The sequence below is a fragment of the Microbacterium sp. NPDC056044 genome (assembly GCF_042267145.1).
Taxonomy (GTDB): domain Bacteria; phylum Actinomycetota; class Actinomycetes; order Actinomycetales; family Microbacteriaceae; genus Microbacterium.
In genome coordinates, this window is the sequence record NZ_JBHJWZ010000002.1 from 347,027 (window position 1) to 363,945 (window position 16,919).

13 protein-coding genes and 1 pseudogene are annotated in these 16,919 nt (G+C 71.4%); 11 read left to right on the top strand and 3 right to left on the bottom strand.

Going from position 1 to position 16,919, the window contains the following annotated elements; genetic code table 11:
- Nucleotides 1-2: 2 nt before the first annotated feature.
- A complete protein-coding gene (locus ACFC1I_RS06655; RefSeq protein ID WP_376007243.1) occupies nucleotides 3-1,289 on the bottom strand; it encodes an adenylosuccinate synthase in 1,287 nt (428 codons plus the stop codon).
- Between the two features lie 165 nt (nucleotides 1,290-1,454).
- Between ACFC1I_RS06655 and ACFC1I_RS06660 the strand changes: the two genes are divergently transcribed.
- From ACFC1I_RS06660 to ACFC1I_RS06705, 10 genes and pseudogenes are all read left to right on the top strand, one after another.
- Entirely contained in the window at nucleotides 1,455-2,681 is a 1,227-nt protein-coding gene (locus ACFC1I_RS06660; protein WP_376007245.1) for an LLM class flavin-dependent oxidoreductase, read from the top strand.
- A 214-nt stretch (nucleotides 2,682-2,895) separates the two neighbouring features.
- Nucleotides 2,896-3,135: pseudogene (locus tag ACFC1I_RS06665) on the top strand (LLM class flavin-dependent oxidoreductase); the annotation flags it as partial.
- A gap of 62 nt (nucleotides 3,136-3,197) precedes the next feature.
- Nucleotides 3,198-4,067 carry an LLM class flavin-dependent oxidoreductase gene (locus tag ACFC1I_RS06670; RefSeq protein ID WP_376007247.1) on the top strand — a complete coding sequence of 290 codons (870 nt, stop codon included), beginning with the start codon at nucleotides 3,198-3,200 and terminating at the stop codon, nucleotides 4,065-4,067.
- Nucleotides 4,064-5,947, top strand: coding sequence for an FAD/NAD(P)-binding protein (locus tag ACFC1I_RS06675; protein ID WP_376007249.1), 1,884 nt, complete (start codon nucleotides 4,064-4,066; stop codon nucleotides 5,945-5,947). Before ACFC1I_RS06670 ends, ACFC1I_RS06675 begins: the two co-directional genes overlap by 4 nt.
- Nucleotides 5,948-6,293: 346 nt before the next feature.
- Nucleotides 6,294-7,910 carry an ABC transporter substrate-binding protein gene (locus ACFC1I_RS06680; RefSeq protein ID WP_376007251.1) on the top strand — a complete coding sequence of 539 codons (1,617 nt, stop codon included), beginning with the start codon at nucleotides 6,294-6,296 and terminating at the stop codon, nucleotides 7,908-7,910.
- A 39-nt stretch (nucleotides 7,911-7,949) separates the two neighbouring features.
- Nucleotides 7,950-8,906: an ABC transporter permease gene (locus tag ACFC1I_RS06685; protein WP_376007253.1), complete on the top strand. Its 957-nt coding sequence runs from the start codon at nucleotides 7,950-7,952 to the stop codon at nucleotides 8,904-8,906.
- 11 nt (nucleotides 8,907-8,917) lie between these two features.
- Entirely contained in the window at nucleotides 8,918-9,895 is a 978-nt protein-coding gene (locus tag ACFC1I_RS06690; RefSeq protein WP_376007255.1) for an ABC transporter permease, read from the top strand.
- Complete coding sequence (locus ACFC1I_RS06695; protein ID WP_376007257.1) at nucleotides 9,892-11,529, top strand: ABC transporter ATP-binding protein; 1,638 nt, start codon at nucleotides 9,892-9,894, stop codon at nucleotides 11,527-11,529. The genes ACFC1I_RS06690 and ACFC1I_RS06695 overlap by 4 nt, the downstream gene beginning before the upstream one ends.
- 33 nt (nucleotides 11,530-11,562) lie before the next feature.
- On the top strand, nucleotides 11,563-12,435 hold the full coding sequence (locus tag ACFC1I_RS06700) for a DUF1684 domain-containing protein (RefSeq protein WP_376007259.1): 873 nt from the start codon (nucleotides 11,563-11,565) through the stop codon (nucleotides 12,433-12,435).
- The gene (locus ACFC1I_RS06705; RefSeq protein WP_376007261.1) at nucleotides 12,432-13,517 is read left to right on the top strand and encodes an LLM class flavin-dependent oxidoreductase; all 1,086 of its coding nucleotides are present in this window, start codon (nucleotides 12,432-12,434) and stop codon (nucleotides 13,515-13,517) included. The genes ACFC1I_RS06700 and ACFC1I_RS06705 overlap by 4 nt, the downstream gene beginning before the upstream one ends.
- 115 nt (nucleotides 13,518-13,632) lie before the next feature.
- Here ACFC1I_RS06705 and ACFC1I_RS06710 read toward each other — a convergent pair whose 3' ends face one another.
- Nucleotides 13,633-15,003 carry an FAD-binding oxidoreductase gene (locus ACFC1I_RS06710; RefSeq protein WP_376007263.1) on the bottom strand — a complete coding sequence of 457 codons (1,371 nt, stop codon included), beginning with the start codon at nucleotides 15,001-15,003 and terminating at the stop codon, nucleotides 13,633-13,635.
- Nucleotides 15,004-15,170: 167 nt separating this feature from the next.
- On the opposite strand from ACFC1I_RS06710, the gene ACFC1I_RS06715 reads away from it, so the two are divergent.
- Nucleotides 15,171-16,472 carry a DUF222 domain-containing protein gene (locus ACFC1I_RS06715; RefSeq protein WP_376007265.1) on the top strand — a complete coding sequence of 434 codons (1,302 nt, stop codon included), beginning with the start codon at nucleotides 15,171-15,173 and terminating at the stop codon, nucleotides 16,470-16,472.
- A 24-nt stretch (nucleotides 16,473-16,496) separates the two neighbouring features.
- Here the strand turns inward: ACFC1I_RS06715 and ACFC1I_RS06720 are convergent, their stop codons facing one another.
- Entirely contained in the window at nucleotides 16,497-16,889 is a 393-nt protein-coding gene (locus tag ACFC1I_RS06720; protein WP_376007267.1) for a VOC family protein, read from the bottom strand.
- Nucleotides 16,890-16,919 lie beyond the last annotated feature (30 nt).

Consider the following 16,919-nt stretch of genomic DNA (forward strand, 5'->3'; position numbering starts at 1 on the left):
GGTCAGTCGACGAGGTCGTGGCGCACGATGACGGCGTCGCGGGCAGGGCCCACGCCGATGACCGAGATGCGCGTGCCGCTCATCGCCTCGAGCGCGAGCACGTACTGCTGAGCCTCGACGGGGAGCTCGTCGAAGGTGCGGGCCGTCGAGATGTCCTGCTTCCAGCCGGGGAAGTACTCGAGGATCGGCTTCGCGTGGTGGAAGTCCGACTGGTTCACGGGGATCTCGTCGAACCGCTCGCCGTCGACGTCGTACGCGACGCACACCGGGATCTGGTCGAGACCGGTGAGGATGTCGAGCTTCGTCAGCACGAGGTCGGTGATGCCGTTGATGCGGGTGGCGTAGCGCGTGATGGGCGCGTCGTACCAGCCGACGCGGCGCGGGCGGCCGGTGGTGGTGCCGAACTCGAAGCCGCGCGAGCGCAGGAAGTCGCCGTTCTCGTCGAACAGCTCGGTCGGGAACGGGCCCGAGCCGACACGCGTCGTATACGCCTTGACGATGCCGACGATGCGGTCCAGCCGGTTGGGTCCGACGCCGGAGCCGGTGGCCGCGCCGCCCGCGGTCGCCGACGACGACGTCACGAACGGGTAGGTGCCGTGGTCGACGTCGAGCATCGTGGCCTGGCCGCCCTCGAAGACGACCACGTCGCCCGCGTCGAGGGCGTCGTTCAGCAGCAGCGACGTGTCGGCGACCATGGGGCGCAGGCGCTCGGCGTACGACAGCAGGTCGTCGACGATCTCGTCGCACGTGATCGAGCGGCGGTTGAAGACCTTGACCAGCAGGTGGTTCTTCTGGTCGAGGGCGCCCTCGACCTTCTGGCGCAGGATGTTCTCGTCGAAGAGGTCCTGCACGCGGATGCCGACGCGGTTGATCTTGTCGGCGTAGGCGGGGCCGATGCCGCGACCGGTGGTGCCGATCTGGCGCTTGCCGAGGAAGCGCTCGGTGACCTTGTCGAGCGTGCGGTGGTACTGCGTGATGATGTGCGCGTTGGCGCTCACCTTGAGGCGCGACGTGTCGACGCCACGGGCGTGCAGCGCCTCGAGCTCGTAGAAGAGCACCTCGAGGTCGATGACGACGCCGTTGCCGATGACGGCGTTGACGCCGGGCGACAGGATGCCCGACGGCAGCAGGTGCAGCGCGTACTTCTCGTCGCCGATCACGACAGTGTGGCCGGCGTTGTTGCCGCCGTTGAACTTGACGACCCAGTCGGTGCGCTCACCCAGGAGATCGGTGGCCTTGCCCTTGCCCTCGTCTCCCCACTGGACTCCGACGATCACGATGCCTGGCATGGGCTACTCCCCCGTTATCGGACGGTTACACCCCATCCTATCCGGACGCTCCGTTACGCCCTCTGGCGCCGTGAGTCCTCCCGTGACATCCGGCGGTGGACGCACCTCCGCGGCCCCGGGGATCGTGAGCAGCGGATCGCCTCGTGCGAAGAATGGAGAGCTTCCGTGACCGAACAGGTGCACCTCGCCATCGGCCTCGAACGGGCCGGCTGGCACCCCGCCGCGTGGCGTGAGGCGACGGCCCGCCCGCGCGACCTCGCGACCGCCGAGTACTGGCGCGACCTGCTGCGCACGGCCGACGACGCCGGCATCGCCCTCGCCACGATCGAGGACGCCCTCGCGCTGAGCGACCGTTTCGAGTCCGTCGATGGCCTCCGCCGCGATCGCGTGCGGGGCCGCCTCGACGCCGTGCTCATCGCGTCGTACGCTGCGCCGCTGACCCGCCGCATCGGGCTGGTGCCGACGGTCACGACCGTCCACCCCGAGCCGTTCCACGTCGCGACCGGCATCCAGACGCTCGACTTCGCCAGCCGCGGCCGTGCCGGTGTGCGTCTGGTCGCGGGCGCCTCGGCTCCTGAGCGCGCGAACTTCGGCCGCCGTGCGTGGGGCGTCGACGCGATCCCGGCCTCGGGCCGCGTCGAGGACGCCCCCGAGATCCTCGCGGCGTTCCGCGAGGCCGGAGAGTTCGCCGACGTGCTGGCGCGGCTGTGGGACTCCTGGCAGGACGACGCGATCATCCGGGATGCCGCGACCGGCCGCTTCCTCGACGCCGACCGCGTGCACGACATCGAGTTCCAGGGCGAGTTCTTCTCGGTCCACGGCGCCTCGATCGTGCCGCGGTCACCCCAGGGCCGCCCGCTGATCACGGTGCTCGCGCACCAGACCGTGCCGTATCGCCTGGCCGCCGAGCACGCCGACCTCGTGTTCGTCACGCCACACGTCGAGGGCGGGCGTCCGGGCTTCGCGCTCCCCGACATCCTTTCGGAGGTGGATGCCGCGGCCGACGTTCTGCGCGAGGGTCACGAGCGGCTGCGGGTCTTCGCCGACCTGCTCGTGCTGATCGAAGACACCCCGGCCGCGGCAGGGGAAGCGCTGGCGCGGCTCGACGAATGGGACGGCGCGCCGCTGACGTCGGACGCGCGCATCGTCGCCGGCACGGCGGGCGACGTCGCCGACGCGGTGCGTGAGCTCGCCGCGGCAGGCGTCGACGGCGTGCGCCTGCGTCCCGCGCGCCAGCCCGCCGACGTCGTCGCGATCGCCGAGCAGGTGGTGCCGCTGCTGCGCTCGACCGGCGCGCTGCGCTCCGACGACGGGGCCGGATCGCTGCGCGCCCGCCTCGACCTCGCCCGCCCCGAGAGCCGCTACGCCCGAGAGAAGGAGTTCGCGCTGTGAGCCGCAGCATCCGTCCCCGTCAGATTCACCTCGCCGCGCACTTCCCCGGCGTCAACAGCACGACAGTCTGGACCGACCCGACTGCCGGCAGCCAGATCGATTTCTCGTCGTTCGAGCATTTCGCCGCGACGGCCGAGCGCGGGCTGTTCGACTACGTGTTCCTCGCCGAGGCCTGCGCCTGCGCGAGCACAAGGGCCGCGTCCACGAGCTCGATGTGCTCGGCCGGCCGAACACGCTGGCGATCCTGGCCGCCGTCGCCGCGATCACCGAGCACATCGGCGTCGTCGGCACGCTCAACACGACGTTCAACGAGCCCTACGAGCTGGCGCGCGAGCTCGCGACGCTCGATCACCTGTCGGGCGGCCGTGCCGGCTGGAACGCGGTGACGAGCTCCGACGCCTTCCACGGTGCGAACTTCCGCCGCGGCGGCTACCTCGACCACGCCGACCGCTACGAGCGGGCGCGCGAGTTCGCCGCCCTCGCGAGGAGCTGTGGGACTCGTGGCCGGCGGACGGAGTGCGGGCGGATGCGGCGACGGGCGTCTTCCTCGACGACGGCGTTCCCGCGAACGTGCGCCACAGCGGGCCGCAGTTCGAGGTCGACGCGCTGTTCGACGTGCCCCGGTCCCCGCAGGGGCGCCCCGTGATCGTGCAGGCCGGCGACTCGGCGGACGGGCGGGCGTTCGGCGCAGAGCACGCCGAGGTGATCTTCTCGCTGCACCAGGAGTTCGACGACGCCCGCGCCTTCTACGACGACGTCAAGGGCCGGCTCGCCGCGTTCGGGCGCGACGAGGACTCGCTCAAGATCCTGCCGGGGGCGACGTTCTCGATCGGCGACACCGAGGCCGAGGCGCGCGAGCGCGCCCGCGAGGTCGCGCTGCAGCAGGTGCGCCCCGAGGTGGCGCTCACCTACGTCGAGCAGGTGTGGGGCCGCGACCTGTCGGGCTACGACCCCGACGGCCCGCTCCCCGACGTCGACCCCGACACCGGGAACGAGACCGCGCGCGGCTGGGCGAACCGGCACGCGGCGGTGCGGGCCCGGATCGCGAAGCTGCGGGAGCTGTCCGAGACCGAGGGGCTCAGCGTCCGTGAGACCGTCATCCGCCTCACGGCCACCCCGACCTTCATCGGCACGCCCGAGCACATCGCAGCGGAGATCGACCGCTACGTGCAGGAGCGCGCGACCGACGGCTTCACGATCGTCGGCCACCTGACCCCGCACGGCCTCGACGAGTTCACCGCGCGCGTCGTGCCGCTGCTGCAGGAGCGCGGCTCGTACCGCCGGTCGTACGACGAGGGGGCGACGCTCCGCGACCTGCTGGGGCTGCCGGCGCCGGCCCCGGTCGCGGCTCCGGGTCCCGCAGCCCCGGCGCTCGCGGCCCGATGAACGATCGCGCGCGCCTGCTGTTCGTCGGAGCGGGCCCCCGGGCGATCATGCTCCTCGAACGCGTGCTGGCGCGCGCGGACGAGCACACCCGTCTCGACATCGACCTCGTCGACCCGCATCCCCCCGGAGCGGGCCGCATCTGGCGCCACACCCAGTCGCCGCTGCTGAAGCTCAACTCGATGACCCGCGACGTGACGGTCTTCACCGACGACAGCTGCACCATCGACGGGCCGGTGCGTCCGGGTCCGTCGCTCAGCGAGTGGCTCGAGCAGTGGCGGGCGGGGGAGCTGCCCGACGTCGAGCTCGACGAGCTGTCGGCCGCCGAGGCCGCCTCTCTCGGGCCGGAAGGCTTCCCCACCCGCCGCCTCCACAGCCACTACCTCGACTGGTTCTACCGCCGCACGGCGGCGAGCGCGCCGGAGGGCGTGGCGATCCGGCTCCACGCCGACACCGTGACGTCGGTGCAGCCTCGGCCGCAGGGACGGTACACGGTCTCCCTCGCGAGCGGTCGCGAGATCGTGACGGATGCTGCGGCCTACTGCCTCGGTCACACCGAGCGCCAACTCGATCCGGCGTCGGCAGCGATCTCGTCGGCCGCCGCCCGGTCGGGCTCGGTCTATGTCCCGCCTGCGTTCACCGCCGACGCCGACCTGTCTGCCCTGACGCCCGGAGCCGACGTGATCGTGCGCGGAATGGGACTCGCCGCCGTCGACTTGGTGGTGCTCCTCACCCAGGGGCGCGGCGGCAGGTTCGACAGGTCCCCCGACGGCGCGCTGCGGTACCTGCCGTCAGGGCAGGAGCCCCGGCTGCACCTCGGCTCCCGCCGCGGGGTGCCCTATCGCTCCAAGGTGACCTCGACGCTGCAGGGCGCGGCTCCACAGCGCGAGGTGCTCACACCCGACGCGATCGCCGCGCTCGTCGGCGCCGGCCGGCCGATCGACTTCGACCGCGACGTGTGGCCGCTCGTCGCCGGGGAGCTGCTGCACGGGCACTACCGCGAGCTGTTCACGGGGCATCCCTCTCGGGTCACCGGCACGTGGGACGAGTTCCGTGCCGCACTGCAGGCGCACGCCTGGGACGACCCCGCCCTGCGCGCCGCGATCAATGCGGTCGTTCCCGACCCGCTCGACCGCTTCGACGTGGGCACGTTCGACCGGCCGTTCACCGACGCGGAGTTCGCCGACGCCGACGACGTGCAGCGCCGGGTGCGCGCGCACATCGCCGACGACCTGACGCTGCGCACGACGCAGGAGCGCAGCCCCGCACAGGGCGTGTTCCTCGCGGCACTGCTGTCGTTCATGGCGCTCGCGGAGATCCCGAAGGAGCGATGGAACGCCCGCTCCCGCGCGCACACGCTGCCCGTCCGCTGGCACACCTTCTTCAGCTATCTCGCCAGTGGTCCGCCGCCGCACCGGCTCGAGGAGCTGCTCGCCCTGGCCGATGCGGGAGTCGTGCGCTTCCTCGGGCCCGACGTCGAGGTGGCCGTCGATGCGCGCGGCTTCGCAGCATCCACTCTCCGCGTTCCGGGTGAGACGGTCGCGGGCGCCCTCGTCGACGCGTGGCTGCCGGCCGCTGACGCGGAGCTCAGCACGAACGTCGCGCTGCGCGAACTGGCCACGGTCCACGGCAGCGTGCTGCGCGTGACGGATGCCTCGTACCAGGGCTCGCTCGGACGGGTGCGGGTCGGCGACGACGGGCGCGTGCTGCGCGCCGACGGCGCGCCTCACGACGCACTGTTCGCGATCGGCCCCTTCACGTCGCTGACCGAGTCGGGCGCCTTCACGCGCCCGGCCGCGGACTCGCTCTCGCTGCGCCAGACCGACGCGGTCGCGGGCGCGGTCGCCGCGCGTCTCGGCGTCGCCGTGCCCGTCGCCCCGTAGCCCGGCCCGACCCCGCCCGGCTCGACCCCGCCCGGCTCGGCCCGACCCCGCCCGGCGTCCTCTGCCGAAACACGGGTCCGTCACGGCGACACGCCGGGCTACGGCATCCGCCCCCGGCGTGTCTCGTCGCCGACCCGTCTTTCGGCGCGAAGACACCGGGGAAGGCCGGATCCGGAGCCGCCGGCGTGCAGCCGATGTGACGCCCGATGACGGTGCGTGACCACCCGCGACCTCGATTCACGCCGCGTGACACAGGAGGTCGAGCGCCGAACCACCTCTCCGGGACGCTGAAGCCACGAGCCCGGCACCCCGCCGGGGCTCGCCCACCACAGCTTCTGGAGACCCCATGTCGTTCACCCGACCCCGTACCGCCGCGCTGGCGGCGATCGGCGTCGTCGCGCTCGCGCTCACCGCGTGCGCGACCGGCGCCGGCGACGCCGCACCGTCCGCTCCCGCCGAGGCGGAGCCCGTCTCGGGCGGCGACCTGACCTTCGCGATCGCCGTCGACAGCCAGTGCATCGACCCGCAGCAGGTCGGCAACAACGACGCGATCGCGATCGCGCGCCAGACCGTCGCATCGCTGACGATCCAGGACCCCGAGACCGGCGAGATCCTGCCGTGGCTGGCCACCGACTACGAGGTGAACGACGACGCCACGAGCTTCACGTTCACCCTGCAGGACGGCCCCACGTATGCCGACGGCGAGCCCATCGACGCGGCATCCGTCAAGACGAATTTCGAGGCCATCCAGGCGCTCGGCGCGAAGGCGAGCCTCGGCTCGTCCTACCTCGCCGACCTCGAGAGCATCGAGGTGCCCGACGAGCGCACCGTCATCGTCAACTTCTCGGAGCCGAGCGCGCAGTTCCTCCAGGCGACCTCGACGTTCTCGCTCGGCCTCCTGTCGCCCGCGACCGCCGCGGTGAGCCAGGCCGACCGCTGCCTCGGCGACTTCGTCGGCTCGGGTCCGTTCTCGGTGCAGAGCTACACGCCCAACGAGGGTGCCGTGCTCGAGCGCCGCGAGGGCTACGAGTGGGGGCCGTCGACGGCCGTCCACACCGGCGAGGCGTACCTCGACACGATCACGTACAAGGTCGTGCCCGAGTCGGGCAACCGCACCGGCAGCCTGCAGTCGGGCCAGATCGACGCGACCACGGGCATCGCGACGGCCGACGCCGTGCTGTTCGAGGGCGAGGACTTCTGGTCGCTCAACCGCGCCAATCCCGGGTCGGTCTACAACCTGTACGCGAACCAGTCGACCGAGAAGCTCGCCGACGAGAACGTGCGCCTCGCGATCCAGAAGGGCATCGACCGCGAGCAGATCACCTCGACCCTGCTCGGCCCCGACGACGTGCCCGCCGTGTCACCGCTCGCGTCGTCGACGCCGTACTTCACCGACCTGAGCGACGTGCTCGAGTATGACCCCGAAGCGGCGGCCGACCTGCTCGAGGAGTCCGGCTGGACCGAGGGCGACGACGGCATCCGCGAGAAGGACGGCGAGAAGCTCAGCTTCCACGTGACCTACTGGCAGTCGCCCAAGGAGGTGCTCGAGCTCGTGCAGCAGCAGCTGCGCCAGATCGGCATCGACCTGCAGCTCACCTTCGCGAGCATCGCCGACGTGCAGGCCGCGAACGCCGACGGCACGTACGACTTCTCGTACGGCAACCTGACGCGCGCCGACCCCGACGTGCTGCGGACGGTGTTCGCGGTGAACGGCACGAACAACGCCACCAAGCGCACTGAGCCCGCCGAGATCGACGAGCTGCTCGACGAGCAGGCCGCGATCATCGACCCGGCCGCTCGTCAGAAGGTCGTCGACCAGGCGGCCGAGCTGCTGATCACGGGCGGCTACTCGATCCCGATCTACCAGCTGTCGACCACGATCACGGCCGCGTCGAAGGTGCAGGGGCTCGGCTTCGAGGCCTCCAGCCGCCTGGACTTCTACGACGCCTGGATCGCCGAGTAAGTCCGCACCGGCACAACGCAAGGGATGAGGAACGAAATCATGTGGGGTCGATACATCGCCCGGAGGATCGGGCAGGGCGTCATCGTCCTGTGGGCCGCGTACACGATCTCGTTCCTCATCCTGTACCTCCTGCCGGGCGACGCCGCGACGCTGTTCGCCGGCGGCGGCGACCAGGAGGCCATCGACCCCGAGCTCGTGGCGCAGCTGCGCAGCGAGCTCGGGCTCGACCGCCCGCTGTACGAGCAGTACCTCGTCGCCCTGGGCAAGGCGCTGACCGGCGACTTCGGCGTCTCGACGCAGACCGGGCGCCCGGCATCCGATCTCCTCCTCGAGTCCCTCCCCCCGACGATCGCGCTGACCGCCTTCGCGTTCGTGCTGTCGGTCGTGTTCGGCATCGTCCTCGCACTGTCGGCCTCGCTCGCCCGCGCGCAGTGGCTGCGCAACCTGCTGTCGTCGCTGCCGCCGCTGGGCGTCTCGATCCCGGTGTTCTGGATCGGCCTCCTGCTGCTGCAGGCGTTCTCGTTCCGCCTGCGCCTGTTCCCCTCGATGGGCAACGAGGGCTTCGAGAGCCTCGTGCTGCCCGCGATCACGATCGCCATCCCCTCGGGCGCGTTCATCGCGCAGCTGCTGTCGCGGAGCCTCCGCTCGACCCTCGCCCAGCCGTACGTCGAGATCGTGCGCGCCAAGGGTGCGAGCGAGCGCCGGGTGCAGCTCGGCCACGCATTCCGCAACGCCGCGATCCCCTCGCTCACGATGGTCGGCGTGCTCATCGGCGGCCTGCTCTCAGGCGCCGTCGTGACCGAGACGGTGTTCTCGCGCCTCGGCATCGGGCGCCTCGTCGTCACCGCCGTCAACAACCGCGACGTACCCGTCGTGCAGACCGTCGTCGTCTTCGCCGCCCTCGTCTTCGTGGTCGCGAACCTCGTCGTCGACCTCGTCTACCCCCTCATCGACCGCCGCATCACGCTCGCCCGCACGGCGTTCGTCGCCGCCTGACAGGAGCCGCCATGACCGTCGAGAACGTGCTCTCCCCGCCCGCGCGCACCCTCGAACCGCACGACCCGTTCCTCGAATCGATCGTCGACCCCGACGCCGATCGGTCGGGCAGCCCTCACGCGGCCGCCCTCGATGAAGGGCGGACGGATGCTGCGTCCCGCCGCTCTGCGCTCGGCCCGGTCGTCGCCCTCCTGAAGCAGCCCACGCTCGTCGCGTCGATCCTCGTGCTCGCCCTCGTGACGCTGTGGGCGCTCGTGCCGGCCTGGTTCACGGCGTGGGACCCGATCGTCGGCGTCCCCCAGGACCGCTTGCTGCCACCGAGCCCGGAGCACCTCTTCGGCACCGACAACCTCGGCCGCGACCTGTACGCCCGCGTCGTCTACGGATCCGCGACGTCGCTGGCCGCGACCTCGGTCGCGGTGATCGTCGGCCTCGCGGTCGGGTCGCTGTTCGGTCTGCTCGCCGGTTTCCTCCGGGGCATCGTGGACGACGCGATCATGCGCTTCATGGACGTGCTCCTCGCGATCCCGAGCCTGCTGCTGTCGCTCGCCCTCATCACGGCCCTCGGCTTCGGCACGCTCAACGTCGCGATCGCGGTCGGACTGGCGAGCATCGCCTCGTTCTCCCGCGTGATGCGCGCCGAGGTGCTGCAGATCGCCACCGCCGTCTACGTCGAGGCCGCGCACGTGTCGGGCGTGCGCTGGTACACGGTGCTGCGCCGGCACGTGCTGCCGAACGCGTCCGGCCCGGTGATCGCCCTCGCGGCTCTCGAGTTCGGGGTCATGGTGCTGGCGATCTCTTCGCTGTCGTTCCTCGGCTTCGGCGCGCCACCGCCCACGCCCGAGTGGGGCTCGCTCGTCGCCGGAGGGCGCGACTACCTCGCGGTCGCGTGGTGGCTCACGACCTTCCCGGGTCTCGTGATCGTCGCCGTCGTGCTGTCGGCCAACCGCATCTCGCGCGCCCTCGAGCGCAACGGAGGAGCCCGATGACCGCCCTGCTGGAGGTCTCGAACCTGTCCGTCTCGTACACGCTGGGCGGCGCGTCGCGCCCCGCCGTGCGCGATGTGAGCTTCACCGTCGACCGCGGAGAAGTCGTCGCGATCGTCGGCGAGTCCGGCTCGGGCAAGAGCACGACCGCACACGCGGTCATCCACCTCCTCGCCTCGAACGCGTCGGTGGACGCGGGCTCGATCGTCTTCGACGGCACCGACCTCACCGGACTCTCGCGTCGCGCGTGGCGCGAGGTGCGGGGTCGTGCGATCGGGCTCATCCCGCAGGACCCGACGACGAGCCTGAACCCCGTCAAGCGCGTCGGTCGTCAGGTGGGCGAGCCGCTCGTGATCCACGGCCTCGCCACGCGCCGTGGCGCTGACGCGCAGGCCGTCGAGCTCCTGCGCCTCGCGGGTATCGGCGAGCCCGAGGCACGCGCCAAGCAGTTCCCGCACCAGTTCTCGGGCGGCATGAAGCAGCGCGCGCTCATCGCGACCGCGCTGGCCGCCGAGCCGCAGCTCGTGATCGCCGACGAGCCGACCAGCGCCCTCGATGTGACCGTGCAGAAGCAGATCCTCGACCACATCGACACGCTGGCCTCGACGCTCGGCACGGCCGTGCTGCTCATCACGCACGACCTCGGTGTCGCCGCCGACCGCGCCGACCGCATCATCGTGATGCAGAACGGCGAGATCGTCGAGACGGGCGCCGCCCGCCAGGTGCTCGAGAATCCGCGGCATCCGTACACCCGAGCACTCATCGCCGCGGCACCCGGACTTCGCGGCGGGACGGTGCGCGTGTCCGAGCGACCGCTTCGGACGGAACCGGATGCTGCGACCCCGGCACTCCTGGAGGTCACAGGCCTCCGCAAGGAGTTCCCGCTGCCCGGCCGCGAGAAGCTCCTCGCCGTCGACGACGTGACGTTCCGCGTCGACCGCGGCGAGACGCTCGCGATCGTGGGCGAGTCGGGGTCGGGCAAGAGCACGACGGCGCGACTGGCGCTGCGGCTCGAGAAGCCGTCGGCGGGCAGCATCCGTTTCGATGGCACCGATCTCGTCTCCGCGAGTCGTGAGGATCTGCGCGCGCTGCGACGGCGATTCCAGCTCGTGTACCAGAGCCCGTTCGCATCCCTCGACCCGCGCTTCACGATCGCCGAGGTGATCGACGAGCCGCTCCGCGCATACGGCGTCGACAAGGCCGAGCGGGCGCGCCGCGTGCGCGAGCTCATCGATCAGGTCGCGCTGCCGGCGAGCACCGCGTCGCGGCGGCCGGCCGAGCTCTCGGGCGGCCAGCGGCAGCGCGTCGCGATCGCCCGCGCACTCGCGCTGCGGCCCGACCTCGTCGTGCTCGACGAGGCGGTGTCGGCGCTCGACGTGTCGGTGCAGGCGCAGATCCTCGACCTCCTCGCCGCGGTGCAGCGCGACGTCGGAGTGTCGTACCTGTTCATCAGCCACGACCTCGCCGTGGTCCGCGAGATCTCGGACCGCGTCGCGGTGATGCAGCAGGGCCGGATCGTCGAGCAGGGCGCGACGGCCCAGGTGCTCCGCACCCCGCGTGAGGAGTACACGCGACGGCTCATCGAGGCGATCCCGGGTTCGACGCTGTCGGCCCCGGTGCCCGCGACCCACTCCTGACGACCCCACATCACCCACCCCGAGGAGGACCCCATGCCCACCGCACTCAACACCGAAGTCGACCGCGCCCAGTTCGGACGCGAGTGGGAGGACTGGCACCGCACGCATGAGACGCGGCGCGCCGACCCCCTCGGCTTCTTCGCGATCACCGGCCTGCACTGGCTCGGCGCCGACCCGATCCCGCTGCCGGGTGCGCCCGGAACGTGGCGCCTCGGCGCCGACGGTGTGGTCGTCAAGCTCGCCGAGGGCGAGAGCCTCACCCTCGACGGCGTGACGATCACCGGAACGCACGCGTTCGGCGAGATCGCCGAGCGGGGCAGCGTCACGCCCACCTTCACGGACGGCGAGATCGCCGGCGCGGTCGAGATCGCGATCCGCGGCCGGCACACGATCCTCCGCCCCCGTCGTGCCGACCACCCGTTCCTCGCGGAGTACTCGGGCACTCCGACCTACGTGCCCAATCCTCGCTGGCGGGTTGCGGCGCGCTTCCGCCCCTTCGAGGCGCCCGTGCCGACAGAGGTCGGCGCCGCCGTCGACGGGCTCACCCACGTCTACGACGCACCCGGCGTGCTCGAATTCTCGTGGCGCGGTGAGGAGTTCTCGCTCATCGCGTTCGAGGGCAAGACGCCGGGCGACCTGCTCGTGCTGTTCACGGATGCGACGAGCGGGGTCACCACGTACGCCGCGAATCGGTCGGTCGGCATCGAGGCCCCCGACGCCGACGGCTGGACCGCGATCGACTTCAACCGCGCCGTCAACCTCCCCTGCGCGTACACCGACTTCGCGACGTGCCCGCTGCCGCCGGCCGGCAACCGCCTGCCGGTCGGCATCGAGGCCGGCGAGAAGACGCCGCTCGCCCGCGTGATCTCGAACGCCGAACTCGTCGCACCGGGGGCGGCCGCATGAGGTTCCAGCTGCTCGACATCGTCCCCTACCGCGCCGATCCGATCACGGGCCACCAGGTCTCGCCCGCCGAGCGGTTGGCCGAGACGCTGCAGCAGGCGATCCGCGCGGAAGAGCTGGGATTGGATGCTGTGGCCATCGGTGAGCGCCATGCCGGGCACTTCATCTCCTCGTCGCCGACGGTGCTCCTGGGTGCGATCGCGGCCCGGACGCGCAGCATCCGTCTCAATTCCGGCGTGACCGTGCTCTCGGTGCTGGATCCGGTGCGCGTCGCCGAGGACTACGCGACCATCGACCAGCTGTCGGGAGGGCGCCTCGACATCACGATCGGCAAGGGCAACGAGGTCGCGCAGTTCCCGCTGTTCGGACTCGACATCGACGACCAGTGGGAGCTGCTCGCCGAGAAGTACGAGCTGCTGCGGACGCTCTGGCGCGAAGAGGACGTCACCTGGCCGGGCACGGAGTTCACCCGGGCGCTGTCGGGTGTGACGACACTGCCACGGCCGTACGCCGGGGCGCCGCGGGTGTGGCACGGGTCCGCGACGACGCTCTTCTCGGCCGGTCTTGCCGCGAAGTTCGGCGATCCGCTGTTCAGTGCCAACGCGATCCAGCCGCTCGAGAACTACGGCGTGCTCGTGGACCACTACCGCTCGGAGTTCGCGCGACACGGCCATGACCCCGCCGGCGCGCTCGTCGCCGCGGGCTCGGGGGCGCTCTTCATCGCCGACACCACGCAGGAGGCGATCGCGCAGTACGGTCCGGTGTACAACGCGATCGTCGCCGCCACCAACGTGCCCGGGAACAACACCCCGTTCCGTGACATCGAGCACGCCGTCGCCGAGGGTCCCGCCCTCGTCGGCACGCCGCAGCAGGTGATCGACAAGATCGCCCGGTTCCACGGCCGGCTCGGGCACGACCTGCAATCGATCAGCCTGCCGACGACGGTGCCGTTCCCGCAGCAGCTCGAGATCCTCGAGCGGTTCGCTGTCGAGGTCGCGCCGGTGCTCCGGCGGGAGTTCCCGACGGCGCTGTGGACGGATGCCGATCCCCTCGGACGGCGCGCGCCCGAGCTCGCCGCGGCCTGACCGCCCTCGCGCGGAGGTTGCGGGGGCGGTCGGTGCCGGCGTCGGCGTCGGCGTCGGCGTCGGCGTCGGCGTCGGCGTCGGCGTCGGCGTCGGCGTCGGCGTCGGCGTCGGCAGGCTACGGCGCGATGTTCTGGTTGAGGTGGAACATGTTGCCGGGGTCGTAGGCGCGCTTCACGGTGCGGAGCCTCCCGTAGTTGGCGCCGTAGTTGCTGGATGCCTTGGGCTGATCGTCCTGCGAGAGGAAGTTGACGTATCCACCGCCCAGTGCGAACGGCTCGATCGCCGCGTAGTAATCCCGCACCCACGCGGTGTTCGCGGTGTTCTCCGCCGGATCCGGCCACATGCCGGCGATCACCAGCGCGAAGTTCGCGTCGCGGTGGCCGAAGGCCGTGGCGTCGGCGGCGACATCGTGGCACGCGCCGTTGATCGGGTAGAAGTGGACTGTCGAGTTGACCGTGGGAACGAGCGGCCCGTGCTGCAGGTGCGCCGAGAGCGACTCGGGCGTGATGTCTTCGAGGAACGCGGCCTTCCAGTAGTGCTGGAGGCCGCGCGGCACGAGCCCGTCGAACAGGCTGTTCATGGCCGGGTAGGGCATCGGGCCCACCATCTCCGCGACGGGCTTGGCGACGTCACGGAACCCCTGGACGAACTTCGCGGCCTGTTCCGCCGGGCCGTCGATGCAGAAGGCCACCGCCACGAACGGCTCGCCGGCGCGATCTTCCGGGACGAACGGCAGCGGAGGCGCGATCTGGAACGCCGGGAACCCGCCGAACTCGCGAGGAGCTGTCCGGATGAACTCGGCGAAGTACGCCAGGATCGCCGGGCCGTCGGCGAGTTCGAAGAACATCGGGCCGCCGTAGATCTCGGAGACCGGGTGCAGCCCGAAGCGGAACTTCGTCACCACCCCGAAGTTGCCGCCACCGCCGCGGAGCGCCCAGAACAGGTCGGGCTCCTCGTCGGCACTCGCGGTGACGACTCTGCCGTCGGCGAGCACGACCTCCGCCGACAACAGGTTGTCGCAGGAGAACCCGTAGGCGCGGGCGAGGTAGCCGATGCCGCCGCCCAGCGTCAGCCCGCCGACCCCGGTCGTCGAGATGATCCCGCCGGTCGTGGCCAACCCGTATTGCGCCGCCGCCTCGTTGACCATCCCCCAGGTGGCGCCGCCGCCCACTTCGGCCGTCGAGGACCCCGGATCGACGGTCACCGCCGTGAGGTCCCCCAGATCCACCACGAGCGCGCCGTCGGCGGTACCGAATCCCGGCACGCTATGGCCGCCGCCGCGCACCGCGACACCGCTGCCGTCCTCGGCTGCGGCGCGCACGACGGCCGCGACATCCGCCGCGTCCTGGCACCGCACGACCGCGGAGGGTCTGCGGTCGATCATCGCGTTGTACACCGCCCGCGCCTCGTCGTACCCGTCGTCGCCTTCTTCGACGACGGAACCCTTCACGCTGCTCCGCAGCGAATCCATCACTTTCATGGACATGGTCGACCTTCCCATCGACACACACGGCCACAGCGCCCGCACGGTGCGTGCGGGCGTCGGCACCGGTTTGGTTCCGACGGTCCTCGCGTTTGAGGGGGCTGTCAAGACGGTCGGTACTCCGCTCCGAGCACCACGGGAATGTCGGAGATATGTTCTAATCTCGAGATATGTGCACGACGGATGCGCTCCACTGCGACGACGCGGCGACGATCGTCGGCGAGCTCGATCGGGTGCGGCGGGCACAGGCTGGCCTGGAGGCGGAGCGCACCCGGCTGCTCGACGCGCTGCGGCGGGTCAGCGAGGCGCACCAGCAGCAGATCCTGTCGTACGAGCCGGGGTCCGCAGCTGTTGAGAAGTCGGCGCGGGGCAAGGATCCGGTGGTGGATGCTGCGGACTGGGTCGCCCGCTCCACCCGCGCCGAAGTCGCCTGCGTGCTCCGCGTCACCGAACGCCAGGCCGCCGACCTGCTCCGCGAAGCCCGGGTGCTGTGCGCCGACCTGCCGGCGACCATGACCGCCCTCACCTCGGGCGAGATCTCGTACAAGCACGCCGCCGCGCTGGTGGAGGACGCGGAGATGTTCACCCCGCTGCACCGCGGCGCATTCGAGGACGCCGTCCTCGCCGGCCGGCTCGACGTCACCGCGCACCGGTTCGCACACCGTTCCCGGCGCATCCGGGAACACCTCGACCCCGAGACCATCCAGCAACGTGCCGACCGTGCCGTCCGCTCCCGGGATGTGACCGTGCAGCCCGCCCGCGACGGCATGGGCTGGCTCATGGTCTACGGCCCCATCATGCAGCTCCACCTCGCCCACACCCTGCTCACCGGCACCGCGAAAGACGAACACGACGCCGGCGACCCGCGCACGCTGGGGCAGCTGCGCTTCGACGCGCTCATCGACGCCCTGCTCCGCAACGACCGCCCCGTCGGCCTACCCGACAGCGCCGACCCCGGGAAATCGCTCCGCCCGGTTCACGTCGACGTCACCGTGACCGTGCCCGCGCTCACCCTGCTCGGTGAGAGCGACGAGCCCGCCGTGCTCGACGGGTACGGGCCCATCCCCCTCGATGTCGCGCTGACCCTCGCCGCCGGCGCCACCTCCTGGCGGCGCGTGCTCACCCACCCCATCACCGGCATCCGGCTCGTCTACGACCGCACCACCTACAAGACCCCCGCCGCGCTGCGCGCCTGGCTCGCCGACCGCGACGGCACCTGCCGGTTCCCCGGCTGCGACACCCCCGCCACCGGCTGCGAAACCGACCACAACCTCGCCTGGGCCGACGGCGGCTGCACCGACCACGACAACCTCGCCCACCTCTGCAAGAAGCACCACCGCCTCAAGCACCACACCCGGTGGACAGCCCGACTCGACGACGAGCTCCTCATCTGGACCAGCCCCACCGGTCACGAATACACCACCGGCACCCGGGAAGACCGCGCCCCCGCGCTCACACCGCTCAGAACCTGAGCGGTGGCATGATTGCCGGCGCTTTCAGGACTGATCCGCGACGACTTCGGCCTTGAAGCCGGCCGAGTTCTCCAGCCAGCCCGCGTAATGGCGTGGTCCGCCGGCGTGCGGGTAGCGATCCTGGTAGAGCGGGCGCCAGCCATACTGCTCGGCGTCGGCCATGACCGCGTCGACGTCATCGGTGGTGCCGCCCAGGAACGCGAGATGGTTCAGCCCGGGTCGCCGGCGATCGTGGGTCGACCCCACGAGATTCGGCGACGTCGTGAAAGTGAGATACGCGCCGCCCGCGGCCCACGTCTGCCCCTCGGACCATTCGCTCTCGAGCGAGAATCCCAGGCGTTCGAGGAGCCAGCCCCACTCGGCTCGCGCCTGCGGCAGATCAGCGATCCAGATCTCGACATGGTGGAAGCCCGGCATCCCGCCAGTCTTTCAGCGCCGGCGGCGGAA

What these genes read in the sequence shown, in the direction of transcription:
- ACFC1I_RS06655 (WP_376007243.1), bottom strand. Translation starts at nt 1,289, where the DNA reads ATGCCAGGCATCGTGATCGTCGGAGTCCAGTGGGGAGACGAGGGCAAG.
- ACFC1I_RS06675 (WP_376007249.1), top strand. Translation starts at nt 4,064, where the DNA reads ATGAACGATCGCGCGCGCCTGCTGTTCGTCGGAGCGGGCCCCCGGGCG.
- ACFC1I_RS06680 (WP_376007251.1), top strand. Translation starts at nt 6,294, where the DNA reads ATGTCGTTCACCCGACCCCGTACCGCCGCGCTGGCGGCGATCGGCGTC.
- ACFC1I_RS06685 (WP_376007253.1), top strand. Translation starts at nt 7,950, where the DNA reads ATGTGGGGTCGATACATCGCCCGGAGGATCGGGCAGGGCGTCATCGTC.
- ACFC1I_RS06690 (WP_376007255.1), top strand. Translation starts at nt 8,918, where the DNA reads ATGACCGTCGAGAACGTGCTCTCCCCGCCCGCGCGCACCCTCGAACCG.
- ACFC1I_RS06695 (WP_376007257.1), top strand. Translation starts at nt 9,892, where the DNA reads ATGACCGCCCTGCTGGAGGTCTCGAACCTGTCCGTCTCGTACACGCTG.
- ACFC1I_RS06700 (WP_376007259.1), top strand. Translation starts at nt 11,563, where the DNA reads ATGCCCACCGCACTCAACACCGAAGTCGACCGCGCCCAGTTCGGACGC.
- ACFC1I_RS06705 (WP_376007261.1), top strand. Translation starts at nt 12,432, where the DNA reads ATGAGGTTCCAGCTGCTCGACATCGTCCCCTACCGCGCCGATCCGATC.
- ACFC1I_RS06710 (WP_376007263.1), bottom strand. Translation starts at nt 15,003, where the DNA reads ATGTCCATGAAAGTGATGGATTCGCTGCGGAGCAGCGTGAAGGGTTCC.
- ACFC1I_RS06715 (WP_376007265.1), top strand. Translation starts at nt 15,171, where the DNA reads ATGTGCACGACGGATGCGCTCCACTGCGACGACGCGGCGACGATCGTC.
- ACFC1I_RS06720 (WP_376007267.1), bottom strand. Translation starts at nt 16,889, where the DNA reads ATGCCGGGCTTCCACCATGTCGAGATCTGGATCGCTGATCTGCCGCAG.